This window comes from Psychrobacillus sp. FSL K6-1267, assembly GCF_038003265.1.
GTDB lineage: Bacteria > Bacillota > Bacilli > Bacillales_A > Planococcaceae > Psychrobacillus > Psychrobacillus faecigallinarum.
In genome coordinates this window covers 2,787,046-2,806,459 of sequence record NZ_JBBOOR010000001.1, presented here as the reverse complement: position 1 = coordinate 2,806,459, position 19,414 = coordinate 2,787,046, and the positions used below count along the sequence as shown (strand labels likewise).

Sequence of the window (19,414 nt, the reverse complement as noted above, 5' to 3'; positions counted from 1 at the left end):
ATAGTTAATCAAAGCGACTACATAAACTGTAAGTAAGTGATTGGAGTAGTGATATGGCGAGGAAGTTATGGATTTTAATTAGTATAGTTCTGATGGTAGGCCTCGTGTGGTGGTTAAGTAAACCAAACAATAATACTACCGTCGTTTATCATTTACCTGAAGGTTTCAAAGGATGTATTAACATTTATTTCAATCAACCTAATGAGAAAGAGCTGGAAATTAAAGACGATACCTTGCTATTTATAGTACCTGAACATGGAAATATCTTAACTTCATCTCCATCAAAATTTATTATTGATTTGGGTTGGCATAAAGAAAAAGCTTTTTATATAGACAAAGAAGATAAGATAGTAAATGAAATAAATATAATGGATTTCTCTGGCGGAGTCCATACTGCGAACGGTAATCCATTATCTGAGAGAATGTCGCGAACGTTTGATCCAAATCAAGAACATTGTTATTGACGTAATATTTAAATCAATTAACAGGATTAACATGTATTTTAGTTTAAAATCTAATTTTAATTAGGGTAAACGACAAGAATAAGGAGTCTGGATAAGTATTATGTACAATAATTCATTAAAATTGGCTATAGAAAATGAAAGGTTTGATGAAACAGAAATCATTTTAGAAGAAATTAGCAAAAGCAAGGACATTCAAGCAATCCCTCTCCTTATTGGATACTTACGAAGTACAGAAAATGCATTATTAAGAAATTCCATTGCTTTAACTTTAAGTGATACTGGGAATGAAGACGTGGTTCAACCGTTAATAGATGTTATTAATGATCCAAAAACTCTTGGTTATAGAGGAACACTATTATATGCTCTAGAACCATTTGATTGTTCAGCACATATAGAAACTCTAGTTTATCATTTGATAAATGGAAACTATGAAGTACAAGCGCAAGCATACCAATTGATAAAATCATTTAAAAAGGAAATACCAAATGAAGTTTTATTGGACTGTATTAGTAATGTAAGAGAAGAATTAAATGAAATAGAACGAAAAGTGGATTTAATGTCAGATACATTAGAAACGTTGTGTGCTTTTAAAAAAACTAAGTTACCATATTGTTCTATTTTTTAAGTCCACATACCAAGTAGACAATCACTTAGCATTTCTATATTAATAAAGGAAAAAGAGGACCATCATTTTTCGATGGTCTCTTTTTACATTCAAAATACGGCAATCTCTGTCGTAATGTTGCATTTAACGTAACGCAGGTTAGTTAAGCATATAACATGAAAGTCAAAAAGCATCTATTCGTAATTTCGTCTGGATTTGAGAAAAAATGAAATGTGTTACAGTGTGGGCGTAAGGATTTACATCTTCTATAAATTCCTCTGCTTTCGAAAAAGTCTCGAATTGCATCTTAAGCATATAACAAGCATTTCCTGCTATTCGGTAACAAAATTCCACATTTGGAAGACCTTCAATATATGTTTTAAAAGAATTATAATCTCCATTTTTAACTGTTGCTTCTATAATACATTGGATTGGGAGCCCTAATTTCTCGTAATCGACTTCTAATGTATACCTCTTTATAATTCCAAATGACTCCATTTGTTTTACCCGTTCTATTACAGACGGTGAAGATAAATTGATTCTTCTTCCTAGTTCACTCATCGATAATCGACTATTTTGCCTTAATTCATCTATAATTTTCTTATCAGTTGAATCTATTTTCATTTTTAAAGTAAATTCTCCTTTTACGTTAATTTTTTAAAGTAATATCTTTAAAATGATATCACATTTAATGTAAAGCAATAGAATTATTCGGTATGATAAATACTAAAAGGAGGTAATAATTATGGCAAGAATTAATCAGTCAGATTTCGGGGAGACACCTTTTCAAAAACTTTTAGGGCATAACAAAGATGTATTGAACGGGTGGAATCAATTAGGTGAAATTTTAGAAAAAGATGGGCATTTATCATCTCAATTAAAAGAACAAGTAAGGAGAACTTTAGCACAAAGTAATAGTTGTGAGTATTGCAAAGCAAAGGGAAAACCTGAACCGCATTTATTTGATGAAAAAACATCCATTGCTGTTGGATTTGTGGAGGTATTTATAAAACAAAAAGAGAATATTTCAGATGCTCAATTTAAAGTTTTGAAAGAAACTATTTCAGATGCAGAGATTAGTGAGCTTATTGCGTTTATTACGTTAACTACGGCTTCGCAATATTTTGGTGCCATTATGAAATTAGAAGCGATCAATGTTGAAAAATAACGATTCCAGTTGAACTTAATGGAATAGGCACATAAAATTAAATAAATGATTAATTCAAAATTTTAGGAGGAATTATGTTAGATAAAGAAAATAAGGCGTTAATAGTAATAGATGTACAAAAAGCTTTTAATGATAAAAAATGGGGAGAGAGAAATAATTTAAATGCAGAAGAAAACATTAGTAGAATTCTAACGTTGTGGAGAGAAAAAGGGTGGCAAGTAGTGCATATTAAACATATGTCGGATAACCCTAGTTCTGTATTTCACCCAATGAATGAGGGATTTGCTATAAAAGAGTTAGTTGAACCCATTGAAGAGGAAGTAATTATAACAAAGAAAGTTAATAGTAGTTTCATTGGTACAAATTTGGAAGAGTTCTTGAAATTAAATCATATAACAACATTAGTAATTACAGGTTTAACTACGCCGCATTGTGTATCTACGACTACAAGAATGAGTGGGAATCTAGGTTTTAATACATACCTTATATCTGATGCGACAGCAGCGTTTGGTATGAAAGACCAAAATGATAATTACTATGATGCCGAGACTATACATAATACTTCGCTAGCTACTTTAAATGAAGAGTTCGCTACTATACTTACAACAGAACAACTAATAAATCAATTGCATTAAATTTTTAGATGTTATCAAACCTTTAACTGATTTTGGAGTAATGAAAGGAATATGTTGTCGAATGAAAAAAATAACTAAGATTCTTTATTTTAATATTTCTTTATGTATGCTAGTAGGATGCTCTAACAACACAAATGAAGAATACATAAATGATTCTTCAGAAAAAAATTCTGCTTTAGAATCAACAAAAGAAACAGAAAAAAGTATTTTAACGGAGACCGCTGATGATGTAAATGATACATCTACAAAAGAAACGGTAAAAAACAATTCAGATAGTACCAATAGCAGTAGTGATTCAAATGAAGGATCTAAGGGAGATAAAGAAATACTATCTCAGTATTCTAGTGAGCAAATTGAATACGCTCGAGTCTGGCTGAAGCTAGGTGCCAATCAAGAGCTAGATGGTTTATATGTTCAACATATTCCAGCTGGTACTCTAATAAATCCTAATGACGATACAAGTGTTAGCTATCCAGAAGATGTCATCCAATTAGCAGGTTCTCGGTTAGTAGACGGATCAGTAACATATAGTGGTAATGGGGATGGGACGATTAATGTTTATAACGTTCCATTACGTTGGGATGGCAGTTACCCTGCCGGTGAAAAATTCTACACCGATATTATTGAAAATACAAAGCTAGTATACGTAGACCCAGGTAACGATGAAAAAATTCTAGCATTAATCAAATTGTTAAAATGATAAATTCTATTATAAATTGGAAGAGGATAATAGCTATATACTTGCAATATTAAATTTGATAGAACAAAAACTGTTTGAGATGGAATAGATTTAATAGTTGAACAACATAAATAATCATACTATTCTCTCGGGAAACATTTGACAAATCAATGAGCTGCATAGGCAGCTCTTTTTTCTTGTTAAACTAAAGGAAGCAAAATATAAGAAGTTAGCTCGGGAAACAGGGAAGTGGTGAATTGTGTTGAAGAAAAAAAGCGGGAAGATTAATGGAATAATATACAATAATACAGCTTACTATAAGGGGAAATATAGATATTACCCGACCATTACAGATTTAAAAGGTATCCTTGAAGAAATTATTAGTTGTAATTCAACAACTAATTGTCTTAGAGTGACACCATTCTATATCAATGAAGAACTGAATCACCAAATAGAATTTGAGGAATATATGTTTTATATAGAATGCAGAGATTGGTTTGATGAAAAGGACCAAGAGATGCACATCTTAGATTGTCTAGATTCAGTAGATACCCCTAGAGTACTTAATGATATGAATCTAGGTGCCATACTATATCCATTATGCAAACATAACGATATTGTTTCATATCAAAAGGCACTTAAAGTATATAAGGACTCTTTAAGAGAAATTCTACTCAAGATGATGAAAATAGCAAAATCTGAAATGAAATTAAAAGAAAAGCATTTGCCATTTGGATATTTTTGCTTTGAAATTCAAAGTGACTGAGTTGTTTTTTTCTTCAACAAAATAAATAGGTGAAGTTATAGAAGGAAAAATATTAAAAACGACAGGAAGGTTATTTAATGAAAGATGTAATAGGACTAATACATACAAGGAAAACCGGCGTTAATGAATCAGACATAAAGGAAACGGAAGATAAGCTAGGTGCAGTCTTCCCAGAACAATATAAGGAACTTTTCAAGTTAATCAATAATGCAGAAGTAGGTGAATGGACACTTTTTCCTATCAAAGACCAGAGAAACCCTAAAAAGACTTGGGATGATATTGTTAGACAAAACACTGAGGTCAAGGAAGATATGTCAAAAGAGCTTATAGCAATTGGTGATGATGGTTCGGGAGATAAATTATGTTTTAAAATTAATAATGGAAGAATGGAGAATGAGATTTATATATGGTATCACGAAGACGCAGAACTTGAAGAATATGCCTCTAATTTGAAAGAATTTATTATTTTAATTTCAGAAAAAAAGACCAAGGATGACTTTGATGATGAATAAATTTTGACACTTCAATAACTTATTATGTTTCTAATAACAGTTCAGGTTAAAATAAAGGTATGTTCCTTCTTATATAGAATTGTAATTACAAACAATATTAAGGAGGGACCTCAATGCCCAGCTCATTTTCAATGTTTTTAGATTCTTATTTGGATGTTTGGAGAGATTCATCTTTAACAGGCATGAAAAACTTAATATCACAAGAGTATAAAGCTAGAGAAATAACAGATGGAAATATAGTTGACTTTGGTTATGAAGAATCATTAAATGGATGGGAACAAGGTTTTAAATTTGCAAAAGAAAATAATGCAGAGTGGATGATAAATGTAATTACAGTTCTTCCTTTAAGAGATGACGAAACTATGGCTATTTTATCTGCTACTTTGGTTATTCAAGGTAAGAGATTAGACACAGCAAATTTGTTCTTTCAAACGTTCCAAAAAAATAGCAAGAACGAATGGAATTTAGTCAGAAGTTATATAGAAGCAGGAGTTACTAATGTTAGTACATTTATTAACACAAAAACAAATTTGAATAAAAACAATATAGGAGGAAGCTTATATGACAAGTAAGGAGTATTCACCAGAGCAACGTGAGGAACTATTTGAAACTTTGAAAGACCGTTTTGAGAAAAATATGAACCGCCATATGGGACTTGATTGGGTTAAAGTACAAGCTAAGCTTGAAACTAACACTGATAAACTGTGGTCGCTCTACGAAATGGAAATAACTGGCGGTGAACCTGATGTTGTTGGATATGATAAAACGACAGCCGAATTCATTTTTTATGATTGTTCAGCGGAAACTCCTAAGGGTCGCAGAAGCGTTTGTTATGACCGTGAAGCACTTGAGTCAAGGAAAAAACACAAACCAGAGAATAGCGTTCTTGATATGGCAACTGATATGGGTATTGAGCTTTTAACGGAGGAACAATACCGAGAACTGCAGAAGCTTGGAGAATTCGATTTGAAAACGTCTAGCTGGGTGCAAACACCTGATAATATTAGAAAATTCGGTGGGGCCATCTTTTGTGATCGTCGCTACGATACTGTATTTATGTACCACAATGGAGCAGATTCTTATTATGCTGCACGGGGCTTCCGTGGCTCGTTAAGAGTTTAAATTTTGACATAAGCAGCTCTTTTTTCTTGTTCAACTATAGTTGATAAATCTCTATTATTCGGCTTGTTAAATATATTACCCCAAAAATCAAAACCTTTTACTCCAATGGACTTTAAAATGGAGTAACAGGTTTTTGTTAATTAATGCCAATTTAAATGTGGGTCTTCAACTAAGTATCTAATTTTTATAATCCCTTCAAATGTAAAGTCAGCACCATGAAAAGAAGTATCGATACATAATGATAAGTATCTATCTAAAGGCTATGCAAAGATAAATGCAGTAGTTTTTTTACTTGACAAAAGTCGAAGAAAGAGGTAGGTTATATTAGCTTTAGAAATTATATTAAAATTATTTTCCCCTAAATATAATATTTAATTTAAATCTTGAAATACTAGACTTATAGGAAGGTGATCAAATGGAAATTTTAAATAATAACAAGACTACCTTTTTAAACAAGTTTAGTAGTCTGTTTATTTTAGCCGTTTTCATGTTATGGATTAAAACATATATCACGCAAGTAACTCAGTTTAACTTAGGAGTAGAAGGACTCCTTCAACAATTCCTTTTATTTATAAATCCGCTGGGCTCTGCCTTGCTATTTCTTGGATTTTCTTTTGCTTTCAAAGGTCGAGGAAGATACACATTACTTGCTGTTATTTATGCTTTAATGTCCTTTCTTTTATATGCAAATGTAGTTTATTATAGATTTTTTAGTGACTTTATTACATTACCAACGATTACTCAAACGCAGAATTTTGGAGACTTAGGCGGCAGTGTTGTTTCTTTATTAAAACCCTACGATATCATGTTCTTTGTCGATGTATTTTTGTTGATTTACCTATGTGTGTCTAAAAAAATACAAAAAAATAATAGTAGAGTTGGATATAAGAAAGCAATTGCTGGGCTTGCTTTTGTAATAGGAATATTTGCATTAAATTTAGGATTAGCTAACTATGATCGTCCACAGTTATTAACTCGTGGTTTTGATAGAAACTATATTGTTAAGTATTTAGGAATGTATAACTATACTATTTATGACGCTACTGAAACTATAAAGGCATCTTCACAGAGGGCTTTAGCTGATAGCGATGATATGACAGAAGTTATTAACTATACAAAATCTATCTCTGCGGAACCTAACCCAGAATATTTTGGCGCTGCGAAGGACATGAACGTCATCTATATCCATTTGGAGTCATTCCAAAACTTTTTAATGAACTATAAATTAAACGGTGAAGAAGTTACACCATTCTTAAATTCATTAATAAAAGATCCGAATACACTATATTTTGATAATTTCTTCCATGAAACAGCACAAGGTAAAACTTCGGATGCTGAATTCATGCTTGAAAACTCATTATTTGGTTTACCGCAAGGATCTGCATTTATTACAAAAGGTCAGAATACTTATCAATCAGCTCCAGCGATTTTAAAAGAGGATGGTTATACATCTGCTGTATTCCACGGCAATAACGGCACTTTCTGGAATCGTAATGAGATTTATAAATCATTCGGCTATGAGCATTTCTTTGATGCCAATTATTATGACACAACTTCTAAAGAAGATATGGCTGAATATGGATTATTGGACAAGCCATTCTTTGAACAATCATTAGAATATGTAAAAACTTTACCTCAACCTTTCTATGCTAAATTTATTACGGTTGGGAATCATTATCCATATAAAATGAATCAAAACTTAACAACAATTGATAAAGCAGATACTGGTGATGCAAGTGTAGATGATTATTTCCAAACTGCTCGTTATGCTGATGAAGCAATTGAACAGTTCATTGGTGAATTACAAAACTCCGGCTTATATGATAACAGTATGCTTGTTTTTTATGGTGATCATTATGGTATTTCTGAAAATCATAATAAAGCCATGGAACAAATCATTGGAAAAGAAATTACTCCTTACGAAAGTACTAATTTACAACGGGTACCTTTAATTATTCACGTTCCTGGGATGCAGGGTGGAGTCAATCATACTTACGGAGGGCAAATAGACCTTCTTCCAACCTTATTACACTTACTTGGAATTGATTCACAAGATTATGTTCAATTTGGGACAGACATATTATCAAAAGAACATAACGATATAGTTCCATTCAGAAATGGTGATTATGTCAGCCCTACTATCTATTCAATTGATGAAAAATTTTATGATGCAACAACTGGTTTACCACTTGTTGATGATAATCAAATTCAAAAAGCGAATGAGTATAAGAAAAGAGTAGAAAACAGGTTGCATTTATCTGATAAAGTTGTAAATGGTGACTTATTGAGATTTTACACACCGGCAGGCTTTACTAAGGTTAATCCTTCCCAATATAATTATAATAAGGACGTAACAGAAAAAGCTGACAACGAAAAATAATAGATTTATTTAATATAATTTAATCCGATTAAAGAACAAATTCTCCAAGTGGAATTTGTTCTTTTTTTTATTCTAAAAAAATGTAATAAGAATTTTGTTACCAAAAGAAGCATTTTTAAGATTTGATATACTGTCTCGAGATGAATATATACCGTAAATAATCAAAAAGGTTTGCGGAGTAGTCCGATATTTGAGAATATAATAGGGTAGGCTGTATTTTTTGAAAGGGGATAGGGATATGAAACCGATTTATAGTTCAGCAAAAGAAGCTGTCGCAGGTATTGAAGACGGCATGACGTTAATGGTAGGCGGATTTGGATTAGTAGGTATTCCAGAGCAGCTAATTTTAGCGTTAGTTGATAAAGGGGTAAAGGATTTAACCGTAATTTCCAATAACTGTGGCGTAGATGACTGGGGCCTAGGCCTTTTACTAAAAAATAAACAGATTAAAAAAATGATAGGCTCCTATGTAGGTGAAAATAAAGAGTTTGAAAGACAAGTAATTTCAGGAGAGATTGAAGTTGAGCTCACTCCACAAGGTACTTTAGCGGAAAAAATTCGTGCCGGAGGGGCAGGAATTCCTGCATTTTTTACTCCAGCAGGTGTAGGTACAGTAGTTGCAGAGGGTAAAGAGGTACGTATTTATGACGGTAAGGAATATGTTCTTGAAGAAGCCCTTAGAGCAGATTATGCCTTGATTCGGGCGGCTAAGGCAGATAAGTTTGGTAACCTAATATACAACAAAACAGCTCAAAACTTCAATCCAATGATGGCTGCTGCTGGTTTGGTGACGATAGCAGAAGTAGAGGAAATCGTAGAGACAGGCGATTTAGATCCAGCCCAAATACATACACCAAGTATTTATGTCCAAGGTCTGTTCCAAGCAGAGCAGGAAAAAAGAATCGAACGTCTAACGACACGTTCATAAGGGGGAGATTCGGATGAATACACGTGAAAAAATTGCGAGAAGAGCAGAAAAAGAAATTGAAAATGGGAACTATGTAAATCTAGGGATTGGAATTCCTACCTTGGTTGCCAACTTTATATCTCCAGATAAGACAGTGGTGCTTCAATCAGAGAATGGACTTTTAGGCATAGGGCCATATCCAACGGAGCAAGAAGTGGATCCAGACCTTATCAATGCTGGTAAGGAAACAGTTACTACAATACCAGGGTCATCCTTCTTCTCAAGTGCTGAATCCTTTGCGATGATACGCGGAGGACATGTAGATGTTGCTATTTTAGGGGCAATGGAGGTATCCGAAAAGGGAGATTTAGCTAACTGGATGATCCCAGGTAAGATGATTAAAGGAATGGGAGGAGCGATGGATCTTGTACATGGTGCCAAGAAAATAATTGTTATTATGGACCATTGTGCGAAGGACGGCTCCGCAAAGATTAAAAAAGAATGTGCCTTGCCTCTAACTGGTAAGGCAGTTGTGAATAAAATAATAACAGAACGGGCAATGATTGAAGTAACTGAAGATGGCCTAGAGTTAAAAGAGGTATTTGAAGGGTATTCTGTTCAAGATATTATCGATGCTACTGAAGCTGGTTTAATCATCAAAGATGTAAAAGAGAATGTAGCGATTTAATTTCTCATAATATAAAATTTTTGATGAGAGTACATCTTGTGTTTTCCTTCAATATCCATTAGAATAAATGCATTACATTGAATAACAATCGACTAAGAAAAGGAATAGTAAATAACACTCGTTTCTGAAGAGAGCTAACATCTGGTGCAAGTTAGTGTAACGAATTATTGAACTCGCCTTTGAGTCTGTATAAGTGAACGATTAGTAGCTTATACCGTTTTCCGCGTTAAGGAAACAAGTTGAGTGATAATTTTTTCACTAATTTGGGTGGTACCGCGTGAGTATATCTCTCGTCCCTTAGTTTTTTAAGGGGCGAGTTTTTTTATTTGGCGCTGTTATCTTTTGGGGTTTTAAACCAATGATAGTTAGAAAGCGCCATTAACTGAAGGAGGAAGAAAGATGAGCTTTAATCATGAAGCAATTGAGCAAAAGTGGCAAAGTTATTGGAAAGAAAACAAGACATATAAAATGATTGATGATCCTTCCAAACCAAAATTTTATGCATTAGATATGTTCCCATATCCATCAGGAGTAGGTCTACACGTGGGCCATCCACTTGGATATATTGCAACAGATATTCTAAGTGCATTTAAACGTAAACAAGGCTACAATGTACTTCACCCAATGGGATGGGATGCATTCGGTCTTCCTGCAGAGCAGTATGCAATTGATACAGGTAATGATCCTGCAGAATTTACTGCAAAAAATATTGCGACGTTCAAACGTCAAATGATGGATCTTGGCTTTTCTTATGATTGGGATAGAGAAATCAATACAACCGATCCTTCCTATTACAAATGGACACAATGGATCTTCATCCAGCTTTATAAAAAGGGCTTAGCTTACGTGGATGAAGTGCCAGTAAATTGGTGTCCAGCATTAGGTACAGTTCTAGCGAATGAAGAGGTAATTGATGGCTTATCGGAACGTGGTGGGCATCCAGTAGAGCGTAGACCAATGCGTCAATGGGTTCTTCGCATTACGGCTTATGCAGATAGATTGTTGGAGGATTTAGATGATTTAGATTGGCCAGAGAGCTTGAAAGAAATGCAACGTAACTGGATTGGCCGTTCTGAAGGAGCAGAGCTAACGTTTGAAGTTGCAGGAACAAAGGAATCCTTCCAAGCATTTACGACTCGTCCAGATACTATTTTTGGCGCAACATATGCAGTATTGGCACCAGAGCATAAATTAGTGGATGCTATTACAACTCCAGAGCAGCAGGAAGCAGTTCAAGCTTATAAAGATCAAGTAAAATTGAAAAGTGATTTAGAGCGTACAGATCTTGCCAAACATAAAACTGGAGTGTTTACAGGAGCCTATGCCATCAATCCAGTTAGTGGTGAAAAAATGCCAATCTGGATCGCAGACTATGTTTTAGCAACATATGGAACAGGTGCTATCATGGCAGTTCCTGCACATGATGAGCGTGACTATGAGTTTGCTAAGCAATTCGATCTTCCGATTGTAGAAGTTGTTTCGGGTGGAAGCATTGAAGAAGCTGCTTACACAGAGGATGGCATACTTGTTAATTCGGATTTCTTAAATGGTCTTAACAAAGAAGAAGCAATCGCTAAAGCAATTGAATGGTTTGAAGCGAATGGAAAAGGCGAGAAGAAAATTACTTATCGTTTACGTGACTGGTTGTTCAGCCGTCAGCGTTATTGGGGAGAACCAATTCCGATTATCCATTGGGAAGATGGAACTTCAACACCTGTAGATGAATCAGAGCTTCCACTTATGCTACCTGTTACTACTGATATCAAGCCAAGTGGTACAGGTGAATCTCCATTAGCTAATATTGAGGAATGGGTAAATGTAGTGGACCCAGTGACTGGTAAAAAAGGACGTCGTGAAACAAATACAATGCCTCAGTGGGCAGGAAGCTGCTGGTATTATATACGCTATATCGATCCACATAATGATGAAGCACTAATTGATCCAGAGCTAGTAAAACGCTGGTTGCCAGTAGATCTTTACGTAGGTGGGGCAGAGCATGCTGTACTTCACTTGCTATATGCACGTTTCTGGCATAAATTCCTATATGATATCGGTGTTGTGACAACGAAAGAGCCATTCCAAAAATTATTTAACCAAGGAATGATCTTAGGTGAAAATCACGAGAAAATGTCTAAATCAAAAGGGAATGTAGTTAATCCTGATGATATCGTGAAGAGCCACGGAGCTGATTCACTTCGTTTATATGAAATGTTCATGGGACCTCTAGACTCTTCTAAACCATGGTCAACGAATGGTCTAGACGGCTCTCGTAGATTCTTGGATCGTATTTGGAGATTATTTGTAACAGAAGAGGGCACTCTAAGCCCGAAAGTTAGCGACACATCATCTGACAATATGGAAAAAGCGTACCACCAAACGGTTAAGAAGGTCACAGAGGATTACGAGGCAATGCACTATAACACGGCTATCTCTCAAATGATGGTATTTATTAATGAAGGATATAAAGCTGAGAAAATTTCTAAGGAATATGTAGAGGGCTTCGTGAAGCTTATTTCTCCTATTGTTCCTCATATCTCAGAGGAGCTTTGGAGCATTTTAGGCCATGATAATTCTATCGCTTATGAATCTTGGCCAACATTCGATGAATCCAAGCTTGTGGACAACGAGGTTGAAATTCCAGTACAGATCAAAGGGAAAGTTCGTGCAAAACTTGTCGTGTCTAAAGATGCAACAAAAGATGAGCTAGAAGCATTGGCATTAGCTTCTGAACAAGTTCAACAATGGATTGAAGGCAACGAAGTCAAAAAAATCATTGCAATCCCTGGTAAAATGGTAAACATCGTTATTTAATAAATAATAAAGCTGCTTAGTCTCTTATGAGAGTTAAGCAGCTTTATTTTTTTAGAAAAAACACAAACATGATGAGAGCTGAGAGATGATTGAGACAAAACAGGAAGAGCAGCAAAAAAGGGATGATGGCTTGTTACTTTCCGACAAAGCCTTTTATCTGTTTGTGCAACTCTTAACGTCGTCTGCGCAACATTTCAAGCGTTTTGTGCAAGGTTTTGCTCCATCACTGCAATGTTCCACTTCATCTGTGCAAGATTATTACTCATCACCGCAAGGTTCTCGCAAATCTTCAAAATTTCATGTTCACCACAACACTTTCATCCATTGAAAAGTCGTCCACTTTCTCACTACTACACCCCACATGATTGCAGCGACAGGCGGCGACTCCTGTGGGATGAGTGAGACTGATAAGCCATCACAAACGACGCGTAAGCGACGGTGATGGCTTATCGCTCACCCCACGGAAAGCGACCGCCGAAAGCGAAAATCTGCAACCTATTAATTAAACTTTCCTGCAAACCATTTGCACTTTTCATGAAGCAATATCTTCTTTTGGAAACATGAACTTTAACAAAAGCAAACCAACAATATGAACTAAAATAATACCAAGAGCAGCTACCATCAAACTCTCCTTTCAAAGGTTAATTCAACGTATCTACAAATACTTTCATAAGCATAGTACCATGCTCTGTTCCAATAGACTCAGGGTGAAACTGAAGTCCATAAAGTGGATAGTCCCTGTGCTTTATTGCCATAATTTCATGATCATCATCAGCTCTTGCGAGAACCTCGAAACAATCTTGTAAACTATCCTCTTCAATGACAAGAGAGTGATAACGCATGACGGATATAGGGCCTTCAAACCCGTGGAACAATTCATTTTGTGTATGATGTATTGTAGATAGCTTGCCGTGCATAATTGTTTTAGCCTGCACGACATTGGCACCAAAAGCAGCACCAATCGATTGGTGACCAAGACAAATTCCAAGGATAGGGTATTTCTTATAAAATGCTTGAATAACTTCAACAGAAATACCTGCTTCAAGCGGATTACCTGGTCCAGGGGAGATGACAATTGCTTCCGGGCAAAGCTTATCTATAGCTTCAATGGTAATAGCATCATTTCTAACAATCTTAACATCCTTACCAAGAATACCTAATTGCTGATAGAGATTATACGTAAAGGAATCATAATTATCTATTAGGAGTATCATCTGTGCACCTCCAAAAGTGCTTTTGCCTTGTTTAACGTTTCCTCATATTCATTTTTAGGAATGGAATCATAAACAATACCCGCACCAGCCTGCACAAATGCCTCATTATCTTTTACAACCATTGTTCTAATTGCGAGAGCGAGATCCATATCTCCTGATACTGAAATATAACCTACTGCACCAGCATAAACCCCGCGTTTCATAGGCTCCAATTCGTTTATAATTTGCATAGCTCGAATTTTTGGTGCTCCGGAAACAGTGCCCGCTGGTAAGCATGTTGCCAATACATCTAATGCGTGAGTATCTTTTGTTAAACGTCCTGTTACCTCTGAAACTATATGCATGACATACTTGTACAATTCTATTTGCATATATTTATTTACCTGAACGGTACCAATTTCAGAAATTTTGCCTATGTCATTTCTTCCTAAGTCAACAAGCATTCGATGCTCTGCTACTTCTTTTTCATCTATTAATAAACTGGCAGCAATTTGCTTATCTTCTTCTGAGGTTTTCCCTCGTGGCTTTGTTCCTGCAATTGGATTAGTAGTGACAAATCCATTCTTTACCTTTACTAGACTCTCAGGAGAAGTACCTAAAACGATATAATCTTCGAAATCCATGTAAAACATATAAGGTGATGGATTAGAAGTTCTCAGTTGCCGATAAAGAGAGAATGGATTTCCTTTAAAAGGAGAGGAGAAGCGCTGTGAGATCACCACTTGGAATATATCTCCTTTTACGATATGTTGCTTTGCTTTCTTCACCATTTCTTTAAAGTCATCTTCTTTTATCGCCGGCTTAAATGATAGGCTACCTCCCAACTCTCCTTGCTGTGGAGAACCCGCTTGGAGGTCTTCATAAATTATTTCAATATCCTTTTTCATATGCTCGGGAGAACGCCCACTTAAAAATAAATCAATAGCTGCGATTGTCACCTTTTGTTTTAAATGATCATAAATAAGAAAGGTATCGTAAAATAACACATGTATATCAGGCATATTTAAATCATCGGGAAGATACTCTCCGATTCGTTCGTTATAAAATGCTGTTTCATATCCAAAATAACCCAGCATTCCACCAAAAAAAGAAAAGGGATATTGTTCATTGTGTTCAGGAAGAATGGTTTTAAGTTTATCCATAATGGGTTCATGACCAACTTCTTTGTTTCCTTGTTCGTCTGTAAATACATAATTAAACTGATTGCCTTTAATTTCTGCTACAGGGTTTAGCACTATAAAAGAATAGCGTCCGCTTTCCTCGTGCTTTGCAGAGGATTCAAATAGCATTTTTTTCATTCCACGTAAGGAGTGATAAATGGAGATAGGAGTCATCATATCCCCTTGGATTTCTTTCATTTCATAGCTTCTCGTCTCAACTGTCATTTTCTACACTCTCCTCTTTCTCGACTCGGCTCATCTAAAAAAGAATACAAAAAGGCCCTCCATCCAAAAAGGACGGAGAGCCGTGGTGCCACCTTCATTGATTACTATTGTAATCCACTTGTTTGCAGCTCATAGCTGCTAGTCCTGTAACGTAGACAAACGCCAAGGCCTACTATCATTTCGGTCTTGGAACTCAGAAGCCCATTCATCATATGCTATGCACTGACTTGCACCAACCGTCAGCTCTCTAAGGCATCACATATGACTACTACTCTTCGTCATCGCTCATTAAAGACCATTGTATTATAAATAGTTTCAAAATTCAATGGATTCGTATAAAATATTTCAAATTTTATCCATTTAATCTAAAATACTTTTTGCTGCACTCATGCCAGCTAGTTTTCCCGTGACAAGAGCGGAGGTAATGTTATAGCCACCTGTATAGCCGTGAATGTCTAATATTTCCCCACAAAAGTATAGGCCAGCTTTTTTCTTCGATGCCATTGTCTTTGGCTCAATCTCTTTAATAGAAACGCCGCCACCAGTGACAAAGGCTTTTTCAAGGGGCTGAGTACCATGTACCTTAACAACAAACTGCTTTAATAGATGGGCTAGGGATCTGATCTTCTCATGGGATAGGTTTTGGCCATCTTCACTTTCTTGTATTTTTGCTTGTTCCAACAAAAACAAAAGCCATCTTTCTGGAACTAGTCCTTTCCATACATTTTTAACAGCTTTCTTAGGATCTTCCTTAATAGAAGAGAGGAGCTTTTGGAAAGTTTCTTCTTCATTTATTTCAGGTAGACTATCAATTCTTACAGAAACTGGTCCGCCATTTTTCTTAATTTCTTTTACAACGAACTGGCTACAACGTAAAATAGCAGGACCACTTAAGCCAAAATGTGTAAAGAGCATGTCCATTTGATGTGTGATGATTGCTTTTCCTTTTTTATTTAGTACTGAAACAGCTACATCTCTAAGTGCTAGCCCTTGAAGCTCCTTAGACTTGATGAATGCCTCACTAGATAATAAAGGAACCTCTGTTGGATATAAATCGGTTACCGTATGCCCAGCTTTTTCAGCCCAAGGGTAGCCATCTCCGGTTGAGCCTGTTTGAGGAACGGCCTTTCCACCGACAGCAACAACTATAGCTCCCGCAGTTATTTCTTCGCCAGTCGCCAATCTAATTCCAATAACTTTTTCTTCATTCATTAACAGTTTGGAAACGGGAGCATTTAGCTTTATATCTACTTTTAATCTTTTTAATTCGTCAAGAAGAGCGTTCACAACATCCATTGCCTTGTTGGAAACAGGGAACATTCTACCATGGTCTTCTTCTTTTAACGGAACACCTAAGTTCTCAAAAAAGGCAATAATATCTTCATTGTTAAAGACGGAAAATGGACTGAATAGAAAACGACCATTTCCTGGTATGTTTTTTACGATTTCCTCCTGAGGAAGTCTATTCGTGACGTTGCATCGACCTCCACCAGATATAGCAAGCTTTTTCCCTAGCTTATTCCCTTTTTCAATCAATAAAACCTTTTTGTTTTCAGCGCCAGCTGCGGCAGCGGCCATAAGTCCTGAGGGACCCCCACCGATAATAATTACGTCATACATAGTAAATTCACACTTTCATTTTTTCTTTATTATACATGATTGTAGTTTTGATGAGACAGTTGTAAACTGTAATATAGACATTTTAAAGGATTGGGCGGGTTTGATGGCATCGAATTTATTAAAAGGGACAATGATCTTAACGGTCGGTCTCTTGTTATCTAGAATTTTAGGAGTTCTTTATGTAATTCCTTTTTATCAAATTATTGGCGAGGAATACATTGCTCTTTATCAATACGCTTATACTCCTTATTCAATCATGCTGGCAATAGCTGTTTCAGGAGTACCAGTTGCAGTTTCAAAGTTTGTTTCCAAATATAATGCTCTTGGAGATTATGCTACAGGAAGGAAGCTAATGAAATCCAGTATGCTATTAATGAGTATCACTGGTTTCTTAGGATTCCTTATTCTTTTTTTCTTAGCGGATCCTATTGCACATATGATCATTAAGGATGATGAAGCAGCTTTTTCTCTTAATGATGTAGCTAGTGTGATTAAATATGTCAGCTTCGCAGTAATCGTTGTACCGCTTATGAGTTTAATAAGAGGTTTCTTCCAAGGCTATCAGCATATGACACCAACGGCGGTTTCTCAGCTGTGGGAGCAAATAGTACGTATTTTGTTCGTGTTAGCTGGAGGATTCTTTGTTGTATACATATTAAACGGAACGGAGAAGACCGCGATTTCCTTTGCGGTATTTGCTGCCTTTTTAGGAGCATTGGCCAGTCTGGGTGTTCTCTATTGGTATTGGAAAAAGCTAAAGCCAGAATTTGATTTAAAGTTAAATGACTCTGGCAGTCCTAGGTCAGATGTTTCTCTCAAAAATATATACAAAGAAATATTAATTTATACGGTACCATTTGCATTAGTCGGAGTGATTAATCCGCTATTTCAATTTATCGATATGATTACTTTTAATAGAGCGATGTCTAGCATCGGAATAAGCGGAGATATATCTAATACTTTGTTAGGGATGTTAAACTATTCAACTCATAAATTAGTGATGATACCGGTCATGCTAGCTACTGGATTTAGTATGGCTTTAATACCTTTTATCACGAGTTATTATGCGAAACAAGATTTTGTTCAAGTAAGAAAATCATTAGACCAATCATTTCAAATATTATTATTTCTAACAGTTCCAGCAGCAATGGGAATTGCAGTATTATCAGGTGATTTTTATCACTTGTTTTATGAGACAAGCAAAACAGGTTCTACAGTTCTTGCGCATTATGCACCTGTAGCAATATTATTTGCTTTATATCCAGTAACAACTGCAATTTTGCAGGGAATAGATCGTCAAAAACTAATTATTTTAAATCTATTATTGGGTATACTTACCAAGCTATTATTGAACACACCGCTTATAAAAGCGTTTGAAACAGATGGTGCTATATTGGCAACAGCTTGTGGCTATTTAGTGGCAATAGGGTTGAATATGTTTGCGATTCGAAAAACATTGCATTATAAATCCACTATGGTGATTAGAAGAAGTATACTTATACTCATTGTTAATGCATTTATGTTAACAATAGTATTCGTTATCAAACTAGGCTTAGAGAACCTATTTGTGATTGATAGTAAAATGGAAGCATTATTGGTCATCATGGTATGTGCTAGTATCGGAGCAGTTTTTTATGGCTACATAACTCTTCGTCTTGGCTTAGCACAAAAGTTATTTGGTGAGAAGATTACGCGCTTTACGAAAAAATTAGGTTTTAAGGAGAAATAAATGCGATTAGATAAATTTCTGTCTCACATGGGATACGGTACAAGAAGTGAAGTAAAGGTACTCATCAAGTCAAAGGCAATTGAAATAAACAATACCGTTGCTAAAAATGGGTCCACGCATGTCAATGAATTAGAGGACCAAGTTTCCGTTTATGGGGAAGTGGTGGAATATAGAGAGTTCATCTATTTAATGATGAACAAGCCACCCGGGGTTGTTTCTGCAACAGAAGATTCTAGAGACCAAACTGTAATTGACCTGCTAGACGATGATGTAAGACATTTTGAGCCGTATCCCGTCGGAAGACTAGATAAGGATACAGTTGGGCTACTTCTCTTAACAAATGACGGTGCGCTTACACATCGGCTGTTATCTCCTAAAAAGGATGTTCCGAAAGTATATTATGCAAAAGTTGCAGGAAGAGTAACAGAATCAGACGTAGAGGCATTTAAAGAAGGAGTAATTTTAGATGATGGGTATCATACGAAGCCTGGGCATCTTAATATTTTGAAGAGCGATCAAATATCTGAAATTGAGCTGACCATCACAGAAGGAAAGTTCCATCAAGTGAAAAGGATGTTTCAGTCAGTAGATAAGGAAGTAATTTATTTAAAGAGACTTTCGATGGGGGCTTTAAAGCTAGATAATTCTCTAGAAGAAGGGTCATACCGGGAGTTAACGACTGAGGAATTAATAAGTTTAGAACAAAAGAATGACCATGCATAAGCGTGGT

At 35.5% G+C, this 19,414-nt stretch carries 20 protein-coding genes and 2 other annotated features; of the genes, 16 read left to right on the top strand and 4 right to left on the bottom strand.

Annotated elements, in window-relative coordinates; all coding sequences use genetic code 11:
• Nucleotides 1–53: 53 nt before the first annotated feature.
• Nucleotides 54–464, top strand: coding sequence for a DUF6843 domain-containing protein (locus tag MHB55_RS14235; RefSeq protein ID WP_340863471.1), 411 nt, complete (start codon nucleotides 54–56; stop codon nucleotides 462–464).
• Between the two features lie 100 nt (nucleotides 465–564).
• Complete coding sequence (locus MHB55_RS14230; protein WP_340863470.1) at nucleotides 565–1,089, top strand: HEAT repeat domain-containing protein; 525 nt, start codon at nucleotides 565–567, stop codon at nucleotides 1,087–1,089.
• 162 nt (nucleotides 1,090–1,251) lie between these two features.
• On the opposite strand, the gene MHB55_RS14225 is transcribed toward MHB55_RS14230, so the two are convergent.
• Complete coding sequence (locus tag MHB55_RS14225; RefSeq protein WP_340863469.1) at nucleotides 1,252–1,692, bottom strand: Lrp/AsnC family transcriptional regulator; 441 nt, start codon at nucleotides 1,690–1,692, stop codon at nucleotides 1,252–1,254.
• Nucleotides 1,693–1,813: 121 nt separating this feature from the next.
• On the opposite strand from MHB55_RS14225, the gene MHB55_RS14220 reads away from it, so the two are divergent.
• The 12 genes from MHB55_RS14220 (at nucleotide 1,814) to MHB55_RS14165 (ending at nucleotide 13,064) form a co-directional block, all read left to right on the top strand.
• Nucleotides 1,814–2,236 (top strand): carboxymuconolactone decarboxylase family protein, encoded by a 423-nt coding sequence (locus MHB55_RS14220; protein ID WP_340863468.1) that lies wholly within the window; start codon nucleotides 1,814–1,816, stop codon nucleotides 2,234–2,236.
• A gap of 74 nt (nucleotides 2,237–2,310) precedes the next feature.
• Nucleotides 2,311–2,871 (top strand): cysteine hydrolase family protein, encoded by a 561-nt coding sequence (locus MHB55_RS14215; RefSeq protein ID WP_151113424.1) that lies wholly within the window; start codon nucleotides 2,311–2,313, stop codon nucleotides 2,869–2,871.
• Between the two features lie 61 nt (nucleotides 2,872–2,932).
• Nucleotides 2,933–3,571, top strand: coding sequence for a hypothetical protein (locus tag MHB55_RS14210; RefSeq protein ID WP_151113426.1), 639 nt, complete (start codon nucleotides 2,933–2,935; stop codon nucleotides 3,569–3,571).
• Between the two features lie 238 nt (nucleotides 3,572–3,809).
• On the top strand, nucleotides 3,810–4,316 hold the full coding sequence (locus tag MHB55_RS14205; protein WP_151113427.1) for a hypothetical protein: 507 nt from the start codon (nucleotides 3,810–3,812) through the stop codon (nucleotides 4,314–4,316).
• Between the two features lie 77 nt (nucleotides 4,317–4,393).
• Entirely contained in the window at nucleotides 4,394–4,828 is a 435-nt protein-coding gene (locus MHB55_RS14200; protein ID WP_340863467.1) for an SMI1/KNR4 family protein, read from the top strand.
• A 113-nt stretch (nucleotides 4,829–4,941) separates the two neighbouring features.
• Nucleotides 4,942–5,400, top strand: coding sequence for a flavoprotein (locus MHB55_RS14195; RefSeq protein WP_225321651.1), 459 nt, complete (start codon nucleotides 4,942–4,944; stop codon nucleotides 5,398–5,400).
• A complete protein-coding gene (locus MHB55_RS14190; RefSeq protein WP_340863466.1) occupies nucleotides 5,390–5,950 on the top strand; it encodes a DUF4256 domain-containing protein in 561 nt (186 codons plus the stop codon). Before MHB55_RS14195 ends, MHB55_RS14190 begins: the two co-directional genes overlap by 11 nt.
• Nucleotides 5,951–6,365: 415 nt before the next feature.
• Nucleotides 6,366–8,330: an LTA synthase family protein gene (locus MHB55_RS14185; protein ID WP_151113433.1), complete on the top strand. Its 1,965-nt coding sequence runs from the start codon at nucleotides 6,366–6,368 to the stop codon at nucleotides 8,328–8,330.
• Between the two features lie 238 nt (nucleotides 8,331–8,568).
• On the top strand, nucleotides 8,569–9,258 hold the full coding sequence (locus MHB55_RS14180) for a CoA transferase subunit A (RefSeq protein ID WP_144535204.1): 690 nt from the start codon (nucleotides 8,569–8,571) through the stop codon (nucleotides 9,256–9,258).
• A gap of 13 nt (nucleotides 9,259–9,271) precedes the next feature.
• The gene (locus tag MHB55_RS14175; RefSeq protein ID WP_144535206.1) at nucleotides 9,272–9,925 is read left to right on the top strand and encodes a 3-oxoacid CoA-transferase subunit B; all 654 of its coding nucleotides are present in this window, start codon (nucleotides 9,272–9,274) and stop codon (nucleotides 9,923–9,925) included.
• A gap of 85 nt (nucleotides 9,926–10,010) precedes the next feature.
• Nucleotides 10,011–10,226: a binding site (T-box leader), on the top strand.
• A 98-nt stretch (nucleotides 10,227–10,324) separates the two neighbouring features.
• Complete coding sequence (leuS, locus tag MHB55_RS14170; protein WP_144535208.1) at nucleotides 10,325–12,736, top strand: leucine--tRNA ligase; 2,412 nt, start codon at nucleotides 10,325–10,327, stop codon at nucleotides 12,734–12,736.
• Nucleotides 12,737–12,821: 85 nt separating this feature from the next.
• Entirely contained in the window at nucleotides 12,822–13,064 is a 243-nt protein-coding gene (locus tag MHB55_RS14165; protein WP_340863465.1) for a hypothetical protein, read from the top strand.
• Nucleotides 13,065–13,377: 313 nt separating this feature from the next.
• Here the strand turns inward: MHB55_RS14165 and MHB55_RS14160 are convergent, their stop codons facing one another.
• From MHB55_RS14160 to MHB55_RS14150, 3 genes are all read right to left on the bottom strand, one after another.
• Nucleotides 13,378–13,950 (bottom strand): aminodeoxychorismate/anthranilate synthase component II, encoded by a 573-nt coding sequence (locus tag MHB55_RS14160; protein ID WP_144535212.1) that lies wholly within the window; start codon nucleotides 13,948–13,950, stop codon nucleotides 13,378–13,380.
• Complete coding sequence (gene trpE / locus MHB55_RS14155; protein WP_340863464.1) at nucleotides 13,947–15,335, bottom strand: anthranilate synthase component I; 1,389 nt, start codon at nucleotides 15,333–15,335, stop codon at nucleotides 13,947–13,949. The genes MHB55_RS14160 and trpE overlap by 4 nt, the downstream gene beginning before the upstream one ends.
• A gap of 65 nt (nucleotides 15,336–15,400) precedes the next feature.
• Nucleotides 15,401–15,626 (bottom strand) — a binding site (T-box leader).
• Between the two features lie 69 nt (nucleotides 15,627–15,695).
• Nucleotides 15,696–16,955 (bottom strand): BaiN/RdsA family NAD(P)/FAD-dependent oxidoreductase, encoded by a 1,260-nt coding sequence (locus tag MHB55_RS14150; RefSeq protein WP_151113441.1) that lies wholly within the window; start codon nucleotides 16,953–16,955, stop codon nucleotides 15,696–15,698.
• A gap of 103 nt (nucleotides 16,956–17,058) precedes the next feature.
• Between MHB55_RS14150 and MHB55_RS14145 the strand changes: the two genes are divergently transcribed.
• Nucleotides 17,059–18,684 carry a putative polysaccharide biosynthesis protein gene (locus MHB55_RS14145; protein ID WP_340863463.1) on the top strand — a complete coding sequence of 542 codons (1,626 nt, stop codon included), beginning with the start codon at nucleotides 17,059–17,061 and terminating at the stop codon, nucleotides 18,682–18,684.
• Nucleotides 18,685–19,407 carry a pseudouridine synthase gene (locus tag MHB55_RS14140; protein ID WP_340863462.1) on the top strand — a complete coding sequence of 241 codons (723 nt, stop codon included), beginning with the start codon at nucleotides 18,685–18,687 and terminating at the stop codon, nucleotides 19,405–19,407.
• Nucleotides 19,408–19,414: the final 7 nt, after the last annotated feature.